An 18,535-nucleotide genomic window follows, 5' to 3' on the forward strand; every position below is an offset into this window, starting at 1 on the left:
AAACAGTGCGCGCCATGCCATAGGAAGAGAAATAGAATGCCGACGCCTCGGCATTATTCCATAGATTAAAGACTTATTATGTTGAGTGTGAATCCGAACGAAGTGCCGTTGGAGCAGAACATCCACGGCGCGCAGGACACCCTCACCTTATGCCTGGCAAGCTCACGGCAAGGGTTGCCGGCGAACAGACCTATCACCTCGTTGACGGGGTCTATGAGGAAGGCGACGATATTGCCGAGCGTCCTCGAACCGCACAGCGTGTAGCCGTTGTCCACGATGCTCCTCTTCAAACGGTAGAAAGTCTCGCCGAGGATGAGCCCCGACATCGGAGTGACAATAAGGTCCTGTACGGACGGAACCTCCATGAACGCCTCTATGCCATACTCCCAGAAGAGGGTGGATATGGCGGTGCAATAGAGGAAAGAGCCGAGGGCGTTGAAGCCCAGACTGCGTGCGCTCATGTAATAGGCGGCTCCGGCGTAAGGATGGAGCACGTAGTTGAATATGAACTTGTCGCCGTCGAACCTCGGACCTTTCCTCACGTGATTGCTCCAACGCTTGAAGAAGGGCACCCTGCGCAGCTCTTCCTTGTTCCATGCCGTGGCATTCTCGGGCAGAAGCTCGAGCACACCGAGAGCCGTCATGCCCCCTGCGAACAGCACGCCCGTGTTGAGCCACATGCGCTTATAGTCGGGACAGCCCGTGCTTAAAGAATAAGGCAGCGCGTAGATGTTGGGCTTCTCTTTCCTGACTTTCCTCAAAGTGTCGGCAGCAATGACACGTGTCACTGCCGTATCGGGGCTGTGCGCGGCTATGGAGTCCGTCGTCATTGCCGCGCGGCACGGCATTACGGTGACGGCACACAGTGCCAGACTTATTATGCGGTTTGCTTTTCCTTTCATATATATAATGTCTTTGGCGGCGGCAGAGAGTCGTCAATGCTGTGTGAGACGCTGTGTACTGCCGTTCCGGACAGATGTCCGAGTGACTTTCCTTTTACATGGATAATGCAAACGGGAGGGAAAAGAGCATGCTCCTAACTGCCCGAGTGCAAATTATCTTTGACAAATTTAGGGATAAAAAGGATAGTCAGTACTATGCGGCAGACTAAAAATGACGAAAAAAACTAAAAGGAACTGAAAACCGGAATACCGTGTTAAGTTTTACTAAAAAGCACTGTCCCATACTTCTTCATGTGTATACAGAAAGGGCGACAGCCGCACTCACCTGGCTTGGAGTGTGCGTGCGGCTGTCGCCTTTTGTGTGGATATTTATACCGGCAGCGCGTTGTCAGCGCACTCTCTCGAGTGTGATGTTGCCCATGATGAGAGAGTTGCCCTTGCCGGTCTTTTCAATCTGCACCGTGACGGAATTGTCCTGAGCGGTCAGCCCGATTTCTCCCATGCCCGCATCCTCGCGGAATGTGTCGGAGGCGGAGTGCGTATCGCGCCAGTCTGACACAAGTCTCTGCCTCTGCCATATGCGGAACCGCGCTCCGGCAGGTGTCTCGTGAAAGCTCATACGGAGCCTGTAGCGTCCCTCAGGAATACCGTTGAGCATGACGCGCAGCCTGCCACCGCTTTCCGTGGACAGGCGAAGTCCGCGGTCGTTGTTTATCTGTATGTCGCCTTCGGGCGTTATCTCCATGAGCTGCGGATAGAAAACGTGTCTGTCGGGAAAGTGTTCTCTGAGCAGGTCTCCGGCAGGCTGCATGCGGCTCACGGGCGCGGTGTCCGAGTAGTAGAATGCTATCGAAGTGTAGTCTACGGGATAGCAGTTGTTCACATCACCGTGTTCAATGCCGTGGAAAATCTCTCTGTCGAAGGTCAGCTTGTCGCTTACGAAGAAACGGTAACCGCCGGTGCGCGACATCTGAAGCGAATAGTCGAGACATCCGTGAAGCGGCATGCTGTGCCCGCGGTCCCAACGGTCGAGCAGCGCATACCACCCTCCGTTGAAGTAATCCTCAGACCCTGTGCCGTGCATGCGCGGCTTTCCGTCGACAAACGTACTGTCGTCGCCCTCGAAGAAGGTAGTCATGCCGGAGCGCAGACCGCGCGCAAGGAGTATGGTGCCGACGTAGTGTCCACGGCTTTTCGCGCTGAGGAATGTGTGATATTGTCCTATCGGTGTGCGTGTGCGACGCCACGAGGAGTAGAATCTGCCCTCTTTCGCGGCGTCACGACCGGTGGAGTTGTGGTATATCCTCACCTTTACGGTTATGGGCGGCTGCTGTATGCTGTCGTCGCGGAGATAAAGTAGCCTCATACTGGCGCGTTTGTCGAAAGGCATCGGCAGGTAACAGTAGTTGGTATATCCGCTCCGTCCCATGAGCATCCCGCGCATGGCAGGGCGTCCGTAGGCGTAGCCGAAGAAGTCGGCGACGGGCGCGCATATGGCATCGGTACTGTCATTGTCCCATCGGGCGGTGAGTATGACGTTCCTGTCATTGCCCTCAAAGGCGTTGCCGCCGTCGAGCTCTATCCCCGTGATGCGTCCCGGCGAACCGCTCTCGAAGACCACCTCCCCGTCACCGGGGCTGAGAGTGACGGTCTTCTCGCTCACCGCTGCTCCGGAGGAACGTCCATGCGCGAAAGCCATGGCATCGGGACGGGCGGCAGACCAGGCGCGGCACACCTCGTCGAGCAGCGTTCTGTCGGCATCGGTGAACGTGCCGTCGTAGGTCTCCACCTTCATGCCGGGCAGACGGCGGTATTGTATCTGTATGAACTGCAAGCCTTCGCCCTCCATCACAATCTTACACGACCGGGCGTAGGTGATGGGCAGATAGCAATAGAAGCCGCCCACCTCGTTGCCGCACAGAGGACTGACGAATGGAAAAACCTTGCCGGAGAAGAGGTCGGAGAAACGGATGCGCAGTCCCGGTTCGCTCTTCCCGTCGAAGTAGAAGCTGAGCATGTTGTCGTTGGGAGTGGGTGTCCATATGCGGTTTATCACTCCCGCGCCCTCCATCTCGGCTATTACGAGTCCTCCGTTTTCCTTGCGCAGGTAGGAGTATTTGCCCGAAAAGCCGTCGTCGTTGCCCCATGTGCGGTCGTAGCTGGAGAACTGTTCGACATGGCAACCGTCCCGATATTCGGGCAGACGGTCGATGGCGCGGAGCAGAACGAGTTCGTCTGTCCATCTGTATTTGTCACTGGAGACGGCACTGACGGTGTAAAGCATGATGCAGAACAGTGCCAAAGGTCGGATGATGTAATGGATTCTCATATCAGTTACAGGTTTTTATATGTAACGTGAAACCGCACGTTTTATTGTAAAAACGCCCGTACGCATCGAGCGCACGGGCGGTCCGAAATAAACTATTTAACCAAAATAATTGCCAGCCGCTGCCGGACAAGTATTGGGTGAATGTCATTTGTTCACGGTGTCGGGAGTGAACCGCAGCGTGTAGGTGTAGCTTCCGCTTGTGGGGCACTCATATTCCGGCAGGCAGACATCGCCTGCACAGCTGTTGTTTCCGAGTCCGCGCTGCCAGTAGTCGAAGTGGGCGAACACTTTGCCGTATCGGGTCAGGTCGTACGGATGGAGCACATTGCTCCACATTGTGTCGCCAGCATCGCCCCACTGAGCCTCATCATAGTGTGAGAGAGAGAACGCCACGGTGCCCATAGTCTCCACCTTGAGCGTCGTTCCGGTCTGCGGATTGGTTAGCGTAAGGTCGCGCAGAGCCTGATGGTCGCCCATTGTCTGCGGATGGGTGAGTTCCTCAAACATGTTGTCTACAGTAGTGGCGTAGCGTCCGAGGTATGAGCCGGTCTGCCTGTCCACATAGTTTGACCACGGTCCTTTGGCGTAATACTCCACTCCCTCGAAGCCGTCAGCGAACTCCATACCGATGCCCAGACGGCGTGCGGCGCGCTGAGGCGTGAGCGTGACACGCATGTCCACCACGCCTGAAGGATAGAACGTATAGGCTATGGTGTAGTTGCATATGGTGCCGCTGCCGCTCTGTGTCATGGTGACATTGTCTCCGTCCTTACCAAAAGACTTTGTTATGCGGTGGTTTGTCCATTGACTGAGCGCCATGGATTGCAGTTCGCTGCTGCGGTCGTTGTCTATGTCGCGGAAGCAGTTGAAGTCGGGTCCCTCCGCGATGAGCTGCTGTCCGTCGAATGTCCATGAGCTCATCTGTCCGTCACTTCCGAATCTTATCTCGAACGTCTTGCCTTCGGCGGTCGTTCCGCTTACGGTGTTGTTGCCCGAAGTGACGCTTCCTCCGCCGGTGACATCAGGCAGTTTATCGGCGCGTTCTTTAAGTATGAACTGCTCTTCTGCCGGAGTGTAGCCCGCGTCAGCCCATGAAGCGTCGTCCCGAAGACTCAGTCCCACCATTATGGTGTACTCTCCTTCAGAGTCGCAATCTGTGGTGTAAGGCACCTCTACCGTTCCTGTCTGACCCGGAGCGACGGCAGTCATCGGTGTGGAACCGTTCTCCACGAGCCGTCCGTCATGCAGAACGGTGTATGTAAGGTCGAACTCGCTCAGGTCGGTGAAGTTGTACTTGTTCTTCACTGTGAGCGTCTTGCCGTCCAGACTCTCGAAGTCCGCATACTGATAAACCTTCTTCACCTCGGCAAGTTTTGCCGTGCGGGCACGGTCGGTTGTTATTATTCCGTTGTTCATGAAGTTGCCCTGGAATCCGAAGTCTATACCGCTCGGACTGTTGTAGTCGTATCCCGACGTGAAGTAATGGAAGCCTCGGTCGTCCTGCTTCTGCCCTGCGAGCAGCTTCTGCGGGTCGTATATGGATGTGTCTACCCAGTCCCAGATGCATCCGCCAATGATTCCCGTGCTGCTCTCTATCACGTCCCAGTATTCCTGAAGGTTGCCAACAGCCTGTCCCATGGCGTGCGCATACTCGCAGATGAAGTAAGGCATGCCGTTGTTTCCGCGCGAATAGCCCCTCACCTGCGATACTGTGGGATACATGTTTGAGAACATATCGGAGTAGCCGCTTGTGGCACTTCCCGCCTCATAATGCACCATACGGTCGTCCAGTTTCTTTATCGCCTCATATGCGTCGCGCAGGTTGCTGCCGTTACCGCACTCGTTTCCGGTGGACCAGAATATGACGCTCGGGTGGTTGCGGTCGCGCAACACCATGCGCACATTGCGGTCGACGAACATCGAAGACCACGATGTGTTGCTTGTAAGTTCGTGATTGTAGTGGCACTCAACGTCAGCCTCGTCCATGCAGTAAAGCCCGTAGTAGTCGAACATGGCGTACATCTTGGGTTGGCGCGGGTAGTGGCTGGTGCGCACGGTGTTGACGTTCGACTGCTTCATGAGCGTTATGTCCTTCAGCATTGTCGGCACGTCAATGGCGCGTCCTTTCTCCGGATGGGTGTCCTGAGTGTTCACTCCCTTGAAGAACACGCGCTGTCCGTTGATGTATACAAGCGTTCCTCTCCGCTCGATGTTGCGGAATCCGTATTTTGTGGAGAACACCATCTCCTCGCCTCCTGAGGCATTGCTCTGGCGGACGACAACGGTATAGAGATGCGGTTTCTCAGCGTTCCACGGCGTGAGACCGGATAACTGACGGCTGCTGAGCGTGATGCTCTTCTCCGTCTCGCCCTCAGCCATGCTCACGTTCTGCGACATGCGTGCCACCTTCGAGCCGTCGGCATCGAGCAGCTGCACCTCTATCTGTTTCTCGGCTGCCTCTCCGTCGCGGTTGTCAATCTCCAGCGCGACGTTCAGCGTAGCCTGTGTGGCGGCTGTGTTCATGTCTGTCGCGGTGATGTAATGGTCGCGTACGAATGTCTTGGGAGTCGCCACGAGATACACGTCACGGTGTATTCCAGCCAGATGCCACATGTCCTGTCCTTCAAGATAGGAACCGTCGCACCAGCGGTAGACACGTACGGAGAGCTGGTTCTCACCGTCCTGGGTGACAAAACCGGTGATGTCGAACTCAGCGTCGGTGTTAGCACCCTCGCTGTAGCCTACATACCGTCCGTTAACCCATACCGCCGCGGCACTGTACACACCGTCGAAGTGGAGGAAGACGCGCTTGTCTCCCCAGCCCTCGGGCAAGGTGAAGGAACGGCGGTAGAAGCCTGTGGCATTGTTATCCTCAACGCCATACTGGGTCAGACCTCTGCGGGCGTAGGGAGGCTCGTAGTTGAACGGATAGCCCACGTTGGTATATACCGGTGTGCCGAAGCCTGCCATCTCCCACGAAAGGGGCACAGTGATGGTGTCCCAATTGGAGTCGTCCAAGCCTGCGGCATAGAACTCGCTTGATCCGGGACCGCTAATCGTGCCCGGAACAAAGCGGAACTTCCACGTGCCGTTGAGGTTGAGAGTCATCGCCTTCTCCGGTGTGAGCCACGGAGTGTTGTAGAACGGGTCGGCGTTCATGTCCGCCGTAGAGGCGTAAGGAATGAATGTGGCGTGCGCATCTTCCTTATAGTCGCCCAGCTTCTGCTGGTCGGAGATGAACGATATGTCGAATATGCGCTCCTCCTGTATGGGAGGTTCGCTTCCGCCCTCGGCTTTTGTGAACACATACGACACCGCATTGTCCTGACTTGTAGTGCTCACCGGTGAACCGTCAGTGACCGTAAGATAATAAGGAACGCCGTTGAATCTGACGCAAATCTTATAGCTTCCGTCGTCCTGGGGCTCGAAGCTGAACAGCTGGTTGGCGTTTCCCTTCTCCACCTGCCACTGCAACGGTGGTTTCGTTTCGCCGTCGCACGCCATGTCGAGAGCCTTGCCTGAATATTCGTTCACGAGTCTGTAGCTGTATTCTGACGCTGTCTCCTCATACTCCAGACGCCACTGCTGGTTGGTGGTGTTGGCGAGAGACTCCACAAGGATGGGCGCATCGTTAGCCGTGGAGTTCACCGTAAACACGCTGTTAGGGTTGCCTGCCACGCTGATATAGTACTTCTCACCCACCGCAGGCGTTCCGTCACCGGTCGTACCTCCGCCTTCTCCGCTCTCGTCGGGAGTAATTACGCTCACCTCTTTATATGTAGCCCAGCTGCGGGTGTTTCCTTCAAGGCTTCCCACAGTGAGCGAGCCGAGGGCGTAAAGCTCCCGCATGGCATCCGCAGTATAGCTTGCCATGAGCTCGCCATTGATGTGCAGACCCTCCTTGTCGAGCTCCACGGTGAGGTCGGTGCTGGTCAGCGTGTATTCGCTCCGCACGCTCGTCTGCTGCATGTTCACCCAGTTGAGCTGCAACCGGCGGCTCGACGGAGTATAATAAAGGTGTATGTTGTGGCTGCCATACCACACGCTGATGTCACCGCCGATGGAGAGGATGTTCTCATTCTCGTTGAAATTCTGACATGAGGAGAGGTCTATTTCCGCCCGTAATGTCTGCGTACCAAGGTCTATTTCACCTAATGTCTTTGAGAACTGACTGCCATTGGGTGCAAAACTTTCCCACAACACCTCTTTTGTCTGTGCCGTAGAGTTTGTCGTTGCCGCAAGCCATAGCAGCGCGGAGATAACCGCTATTATTATATTATTATGTGTTGTAATTTTCATTGTCCTACATTTTATTTTATTACGACTTTCTTTCCATCTGTCACATACACTCCAGGTGTCATACCGTCAGTATCGTCAGAGTTCTTTCCAGTACTCTTTCCGTCGATTGTGAATACTTCTCCCGGCTCGCCATCAGAGGTTAGAGTACCCTCGATGCCTGTTGTTCCATCGTCTATTGCCCATGCGTTGAGCTTTGAGCCTGCCGTACCATCGGTAATATAACAGCGGAAACCCTTTGACTCCATCGGAGAGACGAGCTGATATACCTTGTGTCCTGTGCCTATGACGAAAGCGTCAGCAGGGACTTCCATCTTGTTGAAGCAACCGCGCATAAATACCCCATCATGCTCTACATCGAGCGGTTTCTGTGCAAATGAGGTCACTCCGTCTATCTCATAAAAACCACTTTCCGGGGTGGAGTTCTTCGGATTGATGAGATAAGGCTTACCAGCCGTTATACAATCTGCGTATGTAAAATGCATCGTTGTACCATCACAGCTTGTGAATGCGGCAATAAGTGTGCCCTCACCGAATACAGACCGTACCTGCGCGGAGTTCATGTCGAATGGCAGACACAGCGTATTCCATCCTCCGGAAGACAGAGTGCGCCGCAGCCGCACCTTAACACCGCCCTCAGAATCATAAGGCTCGTTGTACTCAGTCGCGTTCTCATCAAACATCACCGTGTTTTCCTCATATCCGCTCTCTGCCACAAGTTTCCATCCTCCGTCAGCATACAACGCATCCGGCATATATGTATCCTGCGTCACCTCACCATTCTCACCACCATAAATATAGGTGAATGCATTGCTTTCCCTGTTAAGATAAGCCACGCGGCATGCGTCCTCCACATTGCCGTCTTCACTTGGTCTGATGAGCCATCGGTCATACTGTCCAGAGCCATCGGAACTAAGTCCGTCATGAGTTGACGCTGTTATGCGTCCCTGAGGAACGGTCATATAGAACGTTCCTGCAACATCACCCGTAGAGGTCAGAGTCACGGCTGTTCCGGAGCCACCAAGTTTCACTGAGCCATCGGGCATGGCAGTGAGCCATGCATTGCGTCCTGTGTTGTAGATATAATATGTTTGTCCATCCTCCGGAGTCTGCGGCGACGACTGAGCGTGTACGGCAGAAGCGGTCATAAGGATGAAAAAAATTGTTGCTGTTGTTTTCATTGCTTTCTGTGTTGTCGTTGTAGTCAAGTCTGATTGCGTGTCACCATTTGGTGTCCCAAACATCATTGTTGTTCTCTTTACCCAATATCTCCGTCGGGTTCTCATGCGTCACTCCTTCTCCTCCAAGTCCGTTCTCCATACTTAGAGTCATATCGGATTCCTCTTCGTTACTTCCCTGCAAGATATCACTCTCAGTCTCCATACCCACAACGACAGCTTCAGGTCTTGTGTAATGTTCTTTTTTCATAAAATGCGTATTTTGTTGTGTTAATGATTGTTTATAGTGCGGCACTATGAATGCCGTCTTTAATAATGCAAAAAAGCCAAGCGTATCCATATCTGGAACGCCTGGCTTTATATGATTACTACGTTATGGCAGTATATATGTCATTGAAAAATTATCGAACAACATGTTTTCTACCATTTACAATATAGATGCCCTTTGCAAGTCCATTAAGTGATGTGCCTTCAGCAACCTTCTGTCCGTTGAGGTTGTAAATGCCTGTTGCGTTGACATTATTCTCTCCTTCTACTGTGATGCCGCTTATACCATTGGTAATATCTCCATCACCAAAGTCGATAGAAAGTTCTTTCGCACCAGTGAAAGAAGGTCCTTCAAGCTTCCACATTGTACCGGTGAGGTTTGCCCAAGTGTTATCAGCATCCAGATAGAACATCTTACCTCTTGATACAACGTATGCATCTTTTGGTGCTGTCTGATTCCAGTAGAAGTAACCGGTGAAATTAAGATCTTTTCCTTCGTTTGTATATGTTTTTGTTACGATACCATCTTTATATGTTCCTCCGTTGGCTTTAATCAGCTCACCAAGTTTTGACGTTCTTGTCAAACCGTCAATCTGATATATTGGACCATAATATGTAACAGGTACTTTTGTATCACCTAATTCATCGTTGCTATATACATCAAATTTGTATGGCATATTTCTTGCTACTTCCGGTGCTTTGGTTACTTTTATTACATAGCAGTCTCCTGCCAATATAACTGTTGCATTTGGGTTGGTTTTCAAATCTACTGCTTCAAAGCGAATCTGATTGCCATTGTTTGCAAGACCTACGAGTTTGCTAAGCTTAACATCGTTACCGAATGCATTTCTTACCTGTGTAGCTGTCAGGTTAACCGGCAGAACGAGAGCTTCCCATTTAGCATTAGCTTCCTGACCTGCTGCTGTGATATTGAAATCGCGTACGAGGTTGAACTGACGTGCGTAGCCATACTGATACTCGTCTATACCATCTGTATTGTTTTCAGAGAAAGGGGTGTTGTCTGTGCCATATGAATCAATACCAAATTCGTATGTTCCTGAATATTTAACATCGATATTTGCAATGTAAAGTGTTCCTTGCACTTGATTTTTTGCAGCACCGATTGTCAGGGTACCAGTTTTACCGTCTTCACCTGCAGTAACTGTTACATTCAGTGTAATTGTCTTGAATGCAGTGTTAGGATTGTAGATGGCATCAGAACTCTTTGTGTAATCACCACCGGTTGCCAGGTATTCTCCTGCAGCGACGTTGCCACGGAAGTATTTTGGGGCACTTGCAGTTAATACATCCTTATGATAGTTGTAGAAATTCGTAGTAAAGTTTGTCTGATCTCCGTCAGTAAGAACCGGTATTTCCGCACCTTGGTTCACCCCGCTTGTTCCTGCTGCAAAAAGGAATGCGATATTGCTGTTGTTTGTGTTATCAATTTCATTATCGTCATCAGAAACGAATGCTTGTGCAGTAATTGTATATGTTCCTGGTCTTATGCCGCTTATCTGCTGGCGCATAATTATAGGTTTTTTCATCTCTCCGGCACTGAAGCTACCATAACTCTTTGCATAGTCAAGTGTTATATTGGTTTGTCCATCGTGATCTTTAACAGGGATACCTTTAATGGTTTCTGCACCAGGAGCCATTGAACGGTATGCTTCGTAAGATGCAATTCCAAGACCTGTTCCATTAGGTGTGCGTTGTCCATTTACCCTTTCAAACCCTACGTTGTCTTCTGTTAATTGACTTCCATGTGAAGTTCCACTAATTGTCCACCATTGCCAAGATGATGTTCTATCCATATAACGTACAAAGCGTGTATTCTGGAACAAACCGCTTACTTCGATGTTTGTCTGATGGGTAACGTTAAGCAATACGTCGCGGAATGCAGTACGAGGTATAAGAAGCCAGTAACTATTAGCAGGATTATCATCATATACCAATAGCGTGTTTTTTGTTGTTTCTATACCAAGGTATTGGTTCCCTACGTTCTGAATATCATAATATGTTTTCCCTGATGGATTGGTCGATGTATGAGCAGTAAGTGTCCAATTCTTTTCTTCAGCAGCATTTCTGTCAAGGAAGACTCTCTTTGTCTCTGGCTCCATTCCTAATGAAACACCCTCAGTTGGATTATAAAGAGTTCCATTAAAGTTAGCAGTGCTTACGTTTCCGTTGCGTTGAACATTTCCCGATACAGTTAATTTCATTCCTCGGTTTGAGGCAATAGCCTGTGTTCCATATTCACCTCCAGCGTTAACAAATGTGTATTTGTTATTCTGGCTATCCCAGTGACACAGATATATTCCGTCTGCAGCGCTTTTTGCTTCAGTGAATGTTACGGCATAATTTATCCATTCAATCTGCTCTTCCGTCTCATAAGTTTGCGCGGATGCTGTTGTCTTGACACCAAATACGGCAGTCAAGATCAATGCCATTAATAATGTAAACTTCTTCATGCTTTTGCTTTTTACCTTGTTGTTTTTATTCCCATACATTAAAACTCTTAGAACTACTTGGACGATTAGGAGTCCACTGATCATTAGCTTCATCAGTGATTTGGTCCTCATCGTCAGGACCAATGATAGGGAGTGATTCTTCGCCTGTATGCCATGACTCGGTAAGCAAGGCACCTTCCGTCTTCACTTCCACAACGGAAGTGTTAGGAATAAGATACTTTTTTTTCATCATGCGTTAATTTAATTTATATGTTATTATTTCACTTAATTCAAATGTTGCACACTATTATTTCATCATTTCATCATTGTGTGTGCATGTATGCAGCCGGATATGTTTGCGGCATGCGCTGTAGAGTAAAAGAAAATAGCTTGATTTTAAGATTTATGCCTTCTTTCCGTAATCTGTTTTTTTAATGTTGTACTTGTTATATTCAGTAATACATTCAACAATATAGTAGTACCTCCATATCGGGAGGAACGTGCCGTATTTCAACTAAACCTCTGCAAGAGTTAATACTTTTATGAAAACAAGACAAATAAATGGGGATAAAAATAACACTGTAAAGGTATTTTTTAACAATAAGAGGGAAAGAACAGGAAGGGGAAAATATAAAAATTAAAAGAGTAAAAAGGTAAAACGGTAAAGGGAAAATAAGATTTTTAAAGGTAAAAGGGTAAAAATTAAAGAGGTAAAAAGGGAAAATGAGAGGGTGAGGAGGTGAGAGAGTGAGTAGGTGAGATGGTGAGGGAATGGATGTTTATACGTTTTCGGGAGTAAAAAAGGGTTGGCAACGGGAAATGGGGAAAGAGGAACGGATATGGTGGGAAATGTGGGTTATGGAGCAGGAAAAGGGGTGTCGGGGAGGTGTTTTAGGGCTGACGGACGGGGAAAAATGTGACGACGGAGGACGGCGGAGAGGTTATGACGATACCGGTATGCGCTAAGGAAACGTATATTTATGCGTTTTAAGGAGTAAAAATATTGACAACGGGAAATGGGGAAAGAGGAACGGACGGGGCGGAGGATGTGGGGTAAGGAGCGGGAAAAGGGATGTCGGGGAGGCGTTTTAGGGCTGACGGACGGGGAAAAATGTGACGGCGGAGGACGAAAAAGGCTTTTCCGCACTGCCAGATTGCCCGTATGGCGGTGCCGGACGTACCACATCGCGACTTGAAACGGGCTTTTCCGCAAGGCGAAAAAGCCCGTTCGGCAGCGCAGGAAAGGCGATAACAAACGGCAGAAAAGCGTAAGGCATTGTGTGACAAGGCATTGCGTAAAGCCCGCGAGAATCGCGTATTTGCGCCCGGAGGAGGCACTACAGACAAATACGCGCCCTATTCGGAGTTGGCGTGAATATTTATTCATCGCACACCCATGCGTTATGCATGTTTATGCATTTATGCTGCGATGCCGTCACAGTTACGCCGCACCATTTTCGGCAGAAGGGTTTGGACGAACCGTTAATACGTGAGATAGCTATAACGAAATCACGATGCCAAGTTCACAAACGGTTCCTGCACAGCAGTTCCCCACACCATCCCCTCAATGGCGACAGCCCTGTAGAGACGCAAAATTTTGCGTCTCACGAGAAGGTTTTCACAAGGAGGGGCAGCGATAATGTGCTGACGGTGGGTGCGTTTGTTGCACGGGAGACGCAAGATTTTGCGTCTCTACTTTGGTGGATTGTGATATCATATAGCAGAAATTGGGATGGAATAATGGTGGCGTAGCCTTGTAGAGACGCAAAATCTTGCGTCTCACGAGGGAGGTAAGTACAAAGAGGGATAACCATAATGTGCTGACGACGGGTGTGTTTCTCGCTTGTGAGACGCAAGATTTTGCGTCTCTACTTTGGTGGACTGCGATATTATATAGCGGGAATCGGGATGGAATAATGGTGGCGTAGCCTTGTAGAGACGCAAAATTTTGCGTCTCACGGGGAGGTAAGTACAATGAGGGATAACCATAATGTGCTGACGGTGGGTGTGTTTGTTGCACGGGAGACGCAAGATTTTGCGTCTCTACTGGGCTGACGCCATATAATAAAACAGGGATAATGGATATTTTATGCATGTTTTTATGCGATATTCGGCTTAAAACAATTACCTTTGCGTGTCACGGTGAGACGACTGCCATACATGCGGAAGCCTGTAGGGTTACGCATAAACATACCGTTACATAACCGTTGATACCGCGACGATGACCTGATAACTTATTTATTAACTTCAAACAAAACACATACAAATCCATGCAAGACATGTTTCATGACCAATACAGGGTCAGCTCCACGCGAGTGGACTGGACGGATTATGAATGCGGAATATACTTCATAACGATATGCACAGCCGGAAAGAAGCACTGCTTCGGTGAGGTGGAGGACAACATTGAGCCACGGATGGTGTTGTCAGAGTTAGGAAAGCATCTGGAGGAATGCTGGTATGACAAGCCCCTTCATTTCCCATTCGTAGAGCCGGGACCTTTCGTCGTCATGCCGAACCATATGCATGGCGTTGTCATTATGAACGATGACAACACCGCGACGCACGATTTCACAACGCAGCAAAGCAACGTCTTCGGTCCGCAGTCGCGCAACCTTGCATCCGTGGTACGAGGTCTGAAGGTGGGAGTAACCAAATATGTGAGGCGGCACGGCATACCTTTCGAATGGCAACCACGTTATTTTGAGCATATAGTCCGTAACCAAAAGGATTTGAACAGGATAACGCTTTACATTGAAAGGAATGTCACGGTATGGGCGATGAAGGGTGAGGAGTATGAGGAGGCATGGATGGAGAATGCGGCGTTACGGTAATAAGTGATGCGGCATCATTGTCAATGGCATTCAACATGTGATATACCCGAATTAAATAATGGTGGCGCCAGCCCTGTAGAGACGCAAAATCTTGCGTCTCACGAGTAGGTATGCGCAAGGAGGGACAGGCATGACGCGCTGATGCTGGATGCGTTTGTTGCTTGTGAGACGCAAGAGTTTGCGTCTCACGGGGAGGTAAGCATTTGTTTGTCAGCGTATTATAGCGTATGGATATTGGGATGGGCTGGACGGGAGACGCAAGATTTTGCGTCTCTACTTTTAGGAACAAGCGACATGGCAATGGGGAAAATATATAGGGCATGCGGCGGGGCGGAGGGAGCGGCGTACATGTATCGAAAAACAAAAAACGGGGAACGGAAGCATTATTTTGGGCGAGTGTTGACATTTACCGTTTTTTTTTCTAATTTTGTATGCTGAACTTCCGCATCCGAAGGCGGCACGACAGGCATATGACTGCGCCGCGCGGCGGGAGGCAGGATGAAGACAAAACAACGCACAGCAATATGAACACACGCCCGAACATGTCCAAGCAACAGGTCGTGGTGTCGCTGACCTCATTCCCAGCAGCGGCGCCCTATGCGGCGAAAGCCATACAGTCTGTCATCAACGGCTCGGTGACGCCGGACAGGATTGTGCTGTATCTCACGTTCGCACAGTTCGGCACGGAAGGCATTCCTGCGGAACTGACAAGGATGGCGGAGCAGAACCCTGTATTCGAGATAAGAAACTACGACACGGACATAAGGTCGTACAGAAAGCTCATTCCGGCACTGAGAGACTTTCCCGACGCCGTGATTGTGACCATAGACGACGATGTGGCATACCACCCCAACATGCTTCGCGACCTGCTCAGGCTGCATGACGAGCTACCGGAGGCTGTCATCGCCCACCGCGCAAAGCTGATGAAGCCGGGCATGCCCTACCGCACGTGGACAAAATACCGCTGGTATGACTTCCTGACAAAGCGCATACACCGCAGCTACAGAAACATACAGACGGGTGTGGGAGGCGTGCTCTATCCGCCTGGAGCGCTTAAAAAGGACATGCTCGACGAAGAGCTGTTCACACGACTGGCACCCACCACCGACGACATATGGTTCTGGGCGGCGGGCGTGGCTAACGGTACGTACGTGGTGCCGGTGCCCTTCGGACACAACAAGCCCAAGGGACTGAAGAAGCCGAAGGAGCTGTCGCTGAAAACAGTGAACTACAAGACAGGCACCGACAGGAATGCCGCCGCGCTGAGAGCCATAATGGAGAGGTTTCCGGAAATAGGCGACAGACTCAGCGAAGAAACCCGGAGCGCAGGACGGTGAGCGGCGGACGAACCGCAGGCACAGCCACGCGGGCACGGGAAAGAGCCACGGCAGTGCCTCCGGCAAGGAAGAACAGACATAAGGAGATTATCCGGCAACAATACAATGAATATGATATGGAAAATAAAAATCAAGATATTGACCTCGTATACTTCTGGGTGGACGGCAACGACCCGGCATGGCAGGCAAAGCGCAACGCCTTCATCGGCAATGTGAAGGCGACCGACGAGAAGAACTGCAAAGGACGCTACGCCAACAACGACGAACTGAGATACAGTCTGCGCTCGGTAGCCATGTACGCTCCGTGGATACACAGGATATTCATAGTGACAGACAATCAGGTGCCGGAATGGCTGGACACGTCAAACCCCAAGGTGCGGATAGTGGACCACAAGGAGATATTGCCGGAAGAGAGTCTGCCGTGTTTCAACTCATGTCTGATAGGACATTATGTGTACAGAATACCGGGACTGTCGGAGCGTTTCCTCATGGGCAACGACGACACCTTTATAAACAGGGAGGTGACTCCAGACTGTTTTTTCAACAGTGAGGGCTACCCCATCATCAGACTGAAACGCAAGCCGCTGAGAAAACTGCGGTGGTTCTGGCGGGAGAAGATACGCAGAAAACCGCTGAAGAACTACAGCAAGACGGTGGAACGCGCCTCGCGGCTTGTGGACGAGAAGCTTGGAAAATACTACACGGGCATGCCCCACCACAACATAAACGCCCTCTCGAAGAGCGTGTGCAGGCAGGTGGCGGAGGAGATAATGCGCGACGAGTTTCTCGCCAACAACAAAAACCACATGCGCAGCAACGACGACGTGCAGAACATCGTGTTCTCCTACGTGGCACTGGCGGAGGGACGGGGCGAGCTGCGATATGTTACGGACAAGGAATCGATGCTTGTCATGATTCACAAACACCATCATTACAGAAGGTTTGAGGAACGCAATCCGATGCTGTTCTGCATGAACGACTCCGAATATGCTACGGATGAGGACCGCATGATGGAGAAAGCCTATCTGGAGAAACGCTTCCCCGACAAATCGGAATTCGAAAAATAAGACAACAGGACATATGGCGCACGAAACGATGGACATAGACTTAGTATATCTGTGGGTCGACGGAAACGACCCTGAATGGCTGGCGAAGCACAACGCCTGCGTGGGAAAGATGGAGGCGAAATCGGCGACCGACTGCAAGGGACGGTATGCCGACAACGACGAACTGAAGTACAGTCTGCGCTCGATAGAGAAATACGCTCCGTGGATACACCGTATTTTCATCGTGACAGACAACCAGACTCCGGCGTGGCTCGACACGTCCGACCCGAAGATAAGGATTGTGGACCATTCGGAGATAATGCCTGCCGTGAGCCGACCGTGCTTCAACGCCACGGTGATAGAACATTTCATATGCGACATTCCGGGACTTGCCGAGCATTTCCTCTTTGCCAACGACGACATGTTCATAAACCGTCCGGTGACGCCCGAAACGTTCTTCGCCGAAGACGGACTGCCCATAATAAGATTCAACCGCAGACCGTTCAGGAAGTTCACACTATGGTATAAGGAGAAGGTGCAGGGCAAGAAGCTGAGCAACTACATACAGATAATACGCAACGCGGCTGAACTTGTGGAGAGGAAATACGGGAAATATTACGGCGGAAAGACCCATCACAACATTGACGCATACCTGAAAAGCGACTGCCAACACGTGGAGCGGATGTTCAGAAAGGAGATAGAGCCGACGCTCACCAACCATGTGAGAAGTGCGAACGACATACAGCGCAACCTGTTCGCCTACGTCGCGCTGGCTGAGAAGCGCGCCCATCTGCACTATGTGGGGCAGCGGACGTCGTTCAGACTGCACATACAGAACGAGAGCCATTACGCCAAGCTGGAGCGATACAACCCCATGCTGTTCTGCATGAACGACTCGCAGTATGCCGGGGACGCCGACCGCGAGAGGGAGAAAGCATGGCTTGAAAGGCGGTTTCCGGAGAAATCGAGGTTCGAGAAATAAGTCTCAGTCGTCCTCAATGTCGTTGAGGTCATACACCTTGAAGTATCTTGACGGCACGTTTCTGTTGGTTCCGCTCGCCCTGCCGCGCGCCTGCTTCTCCAGAAACTCCTCATACGACCTCACGGCATAGTGGTTGATGCGTATCACGTCCTGCTGCGGCTCGCGCTCGCGGAAGTTCTTTTTAATGGGATTGCCGTGCGAGTCGGCTGCACAGCCTGATATGCGCGCCGCCTCATGACAGCCTATCATGTTGAACACACGGCGCGGATCGACAATGCTTTTCACGTGTCTGTTAAGCACATGGGATGGTTGCGAGTGGCTTCTGAACCGCTCCATCATCGTGCCGGGCAGCCTCTTCTTGGCTCCGCCGCTGCCGTATACGAGCCAGTTTATCTCTACCGCCGGGAACGCCTCGAACCTTCTGAGGAACTCAGGAATGGTACGGTCTTTCACCGGAACGATGAACTCGTCCAGATCTATAAAGGCTATCCACCGCGCGTCAAAGCGGTGTCTCCTCAGACAGTCGTCGTAAGCGGCAAGCTGACGCCTGTAGCCCGGGAACCGTATATACTCCACCAGTCCCGCCCTGACATACTCCTCCAGCACCGACCTGGTGCAGTCTGTGCTCTCGTTGTCATAGATATAGAACTTTTCAACGCCACGGCTGCGATGCCATTCAATCCATTCCTTGAAATAAGGACCCTCGTCCTTGGCTATGGCGCACACCGCCAGATAATACTGCGGCTGCGTGTGGTCGTGCCTCAGACGCCATTTCAGCCTTACGGCGTTAAGAAGTCCGAAGCGCAATATGCCCCGCCACCTGTTCCTTGTCATCTTGTGCGGAATCATTCCGGCGACTATCTCAGCCATCACCTTATTCATAAGCAAGTGTCTGTTAAGGTTAAACGGTCATC

Annotated in this window: 12 protein-coding genes; 4 read left to right on the forward strand and 8 right to left on the reverse strand. The window is 51.0% G+C overall.

Features of this window, described 5'->3' with window-relative positions; all coding sequences use genetic code 11:
• Positions 1–65: 65 nt before the first annotated feature.
• The 7 genes from BN4609_RS00175 to BN4609_RS16350 all read right to left on the reverse strand — a co-directional run bounded on the left by BN4609_RS00175 (position 66) and on the right by BN4609_RS16350 (position 11,675).
• Positions 66–902 carry a DUF3943 domain-containing protein gene (locus BN4609_RS00175; protein WP_068854772.1) on the reverse strand — a complete coding sequence of 279 codons (837 nt, stop codon included), beginning with the start codon at positions 900–902 and terminating at the stop codon, positions 66–68.
• A 388-nt stretch (positions 903–1,290) separates the two neighbouring features.
• Positions 1,291–3,231, reverse strand: coding sequence for a glycoside hydrolase family 172 protein (locus BN4609_RS00180; protein WP_068854774.1), 1,941 nt, complete (start codon positions 3,229–3,231; stop codon positions 1,291–1,293).
• Positions 3,232–3,375: 144 nt separating this feature from the next.
• The gene (locus BN4609_RS00185; RefSeq protein WP_106390468.1) at positions 3,376–7,530 is read right to left on the reverse strand and encodes a glycoside hydrolase family 2 TIM barrel-domain containing protein; all 4,155 of its coding nucleotides are present in this window, start codon (positions 7,528–7,530) and stop codon (positions 3,376–3,378) included.
• 11 nt (positions 7,531–7,541) lie between these two features.
• Positions 7,542–8,708 carry a hypothetical protein gene (locus tag BN4609_RS00190; RefSeq protein WP_068854776.1) on the reverse strand — a complete coding sequence of 389 codons (1,167 nt, stop codon included), beginning with the start codon at positions 8,706–8,708 and terminating at the stop codon, positions 7,542–7,544.
• Between the two features lie 40 nt (positions 8,709–8,748).
• On the reverse strand, positions 8,749–8,955 hold the full coding sequence (locus BN4609_RS00195) for a hypothetical protein (RefSeq protein ID WP_164071530.1): 207 nt from the start codon (positions 8,953–8,955) through the stop codon (positions 8,749–8,751).
• Between the two features lie 151 nt (positions 8,956–9,106).
• Entirely contained in the window at positions 9,107–11,443 is a 2,337-nt protein-coding gene (locus BN4609_RS00200) for a hypothetical protein (protein ID WP_164071531.1), read from the reverse strand.
• A 25-nt stretch (positions 11,444–11,468) separates the two neighbouring features.
• The gene (locus tag BN4609_RS16350) at positions 11,469–11,675 is read right to left on the reverse strand and encodes a hypothetical protein (protein ID WP_164071532.1); all 207 of its coding nucleotides are present in this window, start codon (positions 11,673–11,675) and stop codon (positions 11,469–11,471) included.
• Positions 11,676–13,692: 2,017 nt separating this feature from the next.
• On the opposite strand from BN4609_RS16350, the gene BN4609_RS00210 reads away from it, so the two are divergent.
• From BN4609_RS00210 to BN4609_RS00230, 4 genes are all read left to right on the forward strand, one after another.
• Positions 13,693–14,256, forward strand: coding sequence for a transposase (locus BN4609_RS00210; protein ID WP_068854784.1), 564 nt, complete (start codon positions 13,693–13,695; stop codon positions 14,254–14,256).
• 524 nt (positions 14,257–14,780) lie between these two features.
• Positions 14,781–15,593: a glycosyltransferase family protein gene (locus tag BN4609_RS00220; protein WP_068854984.1), complete on the forward strand. Its 813-nt coding sequence runs from the start codon at positions 14,781–14,783 to the stop codon at positions 15,591–15,593.
• 116 nt (positions 15,594–15,709) lie between these two features.
• Positions 15,710–16,660: a stealth family protein gene (locus tag BN4609_RS00225; protein WP_068854985.1), complete on the forward strand. Its 951-nt coding sequence runs from the start codon at positions 15,710–15,712 to the stop codon at positions 16,658–16,660.
• Between the two features lie 13 nt (positions 16,661–16,673).
• Positions 16,674–17,621: a stealth family protein gene (locus tag BN4609_RS00230; RefSeq protein WP_241033156.1), complete on the forward strand. Its 948-nt coding sequence runs from the start codon at positions 16,674–16,676 to the stop codon at positions 17,619–17,621.
• Between the two features lie 3 nt (positions 17,622–17,624).
• Here BN4609_RS00230 and BN4609_RS00235 read toward each other — a convergent pair whose 3' ends face one another.
• A complete protein-coding gene (locus BN4609_RS00235) occupies positions 17,625–18,503 on the reverse strand; it encodes a glycosyltransferase family 92 protein (protein WP_068854788.1) in 879 nt (292 codons plus the stop codon).
• Positions 18,504–18,535 lie beyond the last annotated feature (32 nt).

The organism is Leyella lascolaii (genome assembly GCF_900079775.1).
GTDB classification, from domain to species: domain Bacteria; phylum Bacteroidota; class Bacteroidia; order Bacteroidales; family Bacteroidaceae; genus Prevotella; species Prevotella lascolaii.

Bases quoted from the DNA above. Each gene is read 5' to 3' on its own strand.
- BN4609_RS00195 (WP_164071530.1), bottom strand. From the start codon at position 8,955: ATGAAAAAAGAACATTACACAAGACCTGAAGCTGTCGTTGTGGGTATG.
- BN4609_RS00235 (WP_068854788.1), bottom strand. From the start codon at position 18,503: ATGAATAAGGTGATGGCTGAGATAGTCGCCGGAATGATTCCGCACAAG.
- BN4609_RS00185 (WP_106390468.1), bottom strand. From the start codon at position 7,530: ATGAAAATTACAACACATAATAATATAATAATAGCGGTTATCTCCGCG.
- BN4609_RS16350 (WP_164071532.1), bottom strand. From the start codon at position 11,675: ATGATGAAAAAAAAGTATCTTATTCCTAACACTTCCGTTGTGGAAGTG.
- BN4609_RS00230 (WP_241033156.1), top strand. From the start codon at position 16,674: ATGGCGCACGAAACGATGGACATAGACTTAGTATATCTGTGGGTCGAC.
- BN4609_RS00225 (WP_068854985.1), top strand. From the start codon at position 15,710: ATGGAAAATAAAAATCAAGATATTGACCTCGTATACTTCTGGGTGGAC.
- BN4609_RS00210 (WP_068854784.1), top strand. From the start codon at position 13,693: ATGCAAGACATGTTTCATGACCAATACAGGGTCAGCTCCACGCGAGTG.
- BN4609_RS00220 (WP_068854984.1), top strand. From the start codon at position 14,781: ATGAACACACGCCCGAACATGTCCAAGCAACAGGTCGTGGTGTCGCTG.
- BN4609_RS00175 (WP_068854772.1), bottom strand. From the start codon at position 902: ATGAAAGGAAAAGCAAACCGCATAATAAGTCTGGCACTGTGTGCCGTC.
- BN4609_RS00200 (WP_164071531.1), bottom strand. From the start codon at position 11,443: ATGAAGAAGTTTACATTATTAATGGCATTGATCTTGACTGCCGTATTT.
- BN4609_RS00180 (WP_068854774.1), bottom strand. From the start codon at position 3,231: ATGAGAATCCATTACATCATCCGACCTTTGGCACTGTTCTGCATCATG.
- BN4609_RS00190 (WP_068854776.1), bottom strand. From the start codon at position 8,708: ATGAAAACAACAGCAACAATTTTTTTCATCCTTATGACCGCTTCTGCC.